Source organism: Streptomyces sp. NPDC003032 (assembly GCF_053591415.1).
Map to the genome: position 1 here is coordinate 1 of NZ_JBSFTT010000123.1, position 1,452 is coordinate 1,452.

2 protein-coding genes and 1 pseudogene are annotated in these 1,452 nt (G+C 64.5%); all 3 read right to left on the minus strand.

The genetic code is table 11. The features are described 5' to 3' along the window. Positions 1–144: 144 nt before the first annotated feature. Complete coding sequence (locus tag ACWDZ7_RS42805) at positions 145–597, minus strand: hypothetical protein (RefSeq protein ID WP_451804377.1); 453 nt, start codon at positions 595–597, stop codon at positions 145–147. Next, positions 575–1,054 carry a DUF6228 family protein gene (locus ACWDZ7_RS42810; RefSeq protein WP_451804379.1) on the minus strand — a complete coding sequence of 160 codons (480 nt, stop codon included), beginning with the start codon at positions 1,052–1,054 and terminating at the stop codon, positions 575–577. Before ACWDZ7_RS42810 ends, ACWDZ7_RS42805 begins: the two co-directional genes overlap by 23 nt. Positions 1,055–1,087: 33 nt before the next feature. Then, a pseudogene (locus ACWDZ7_RS42815) lies at positions 1,088–1,452 on the minus strand (integrase); the annotation flags it as partial.

Consider the following 1,452-nt stretch of genomic DNA (forward strand, 5'->3'; position numbering starts at 1 on the left):
GGTGATCAACCAGAGGTATCTCAAGTCCAGCACGATCCTGACGACCAACGTCGGGATCGCCAAAGCGCACATGTTCCGGCGAACCTGTGCGAGGTGCTGCCGAACTGCGACAGGTTCGACGAGGCGTAGCGGGAACTTTCATAGTCAGACGTCCTGTGGCCATCCGCCCAGGACTCGCGCCAGATGCTCGTGAAGCTCCGGATCGTCCGTCGCCGCGGCGAGGCGATAGGCAGTCGGCCCGATGCGCCAACCCGAATCATGATCGAAAGGCGGTCGCTGTCCCGCTGCGTTGTGAGCGAGCTTGGCCACCAGTTCCGCCAGCGCAAAATACAGTGCGTGTTCCTCAGCCAGCGGGTGTTCTCTGCTCAGGCTCAGGCTCAGGCTCCGTCGCCGGATTCGGTCGAAGACTTCGCGGCCCCGCAGCCACTGGTCTTCACGTTCTGCCAGGATCAGGGCCTCGTCGATCTCTGGTGACTGCCCCATCGTCCGGGCCGCAGCAGCAAGAACACTGCCTGCCCAAACAACGGGTTCTCGCTGTTGCTGGAACAAGTTCCGCCCCCAGATATAGAGACGCTCATTCGTCGGCAGGACAGCCACGATCACTCCAATTCTCGTGGAGGAAGCGGCGGAGATCGGCAGCGAGGGCGGACATCTGCTCGCCAGCTTCCAGCCATGTGGTGACGGAACCCTCCCAGCCGCCGACGGCAGTCGGCCAGGGCTGAAGAGTCCAGGTCAACCCGACATGCCCGCCCGACCGGAAGACCACTCTGAGGGTGAGGTCGTGATCGTTGTTCTGCCAGACGCGCTCTCCGTCCCATCCTCGAAAGTCCCGGGCCAGCTCCTCCAGGAAGGACACCAGGTCCGCGTCCCGGATCCATGCGACCACTTCATCGACACGGGCGCTCAGCCCGGGCGCGCATGCCTCAACGGCGTAATGCACGCAGTCTTCGTCTGGACGAAAACGGTCACAGAACCTCACCATGACCGCCGAGTTGTCCTGGGAGCGGACGACCACCTCGGTCAACTCGTTGAGGCCAACGTCGTGAGTGTTCATCCGCTGAACAGTAGGTCAGCCGGTCGCCCGCCGTCACCGTGATTCCGAGCCGGGCAGGCGGCCGGGATAGACGCGGTCGGCGAGGTAGATCATGGTGGCTTCGGGGTCCATGCCGAAGGCGGCGGCGACGAGTTTGGGGTCCATGGTGTTGACCAGGTCGAGTAGTCGAGTGCAGCGGATCATTCGGGGCGGGAAGCCGCAGGCATCCAGAACGTGGCTGAGATAGGCGGTGGACGCCGGTCCCCGGCCGGACTTCGTCTGGCGGGTGACCATGACGTGGGGATTGTCGGTCCGCTGGGCTTCGCGGTGAGCCAGGCAGCGTTCCAGCACTGCCCATGACGCCGGGTCCAAAGGGACCGGATGCGGGCGGTATCCGAGCCGGGCGGTCCTCGCCCGCG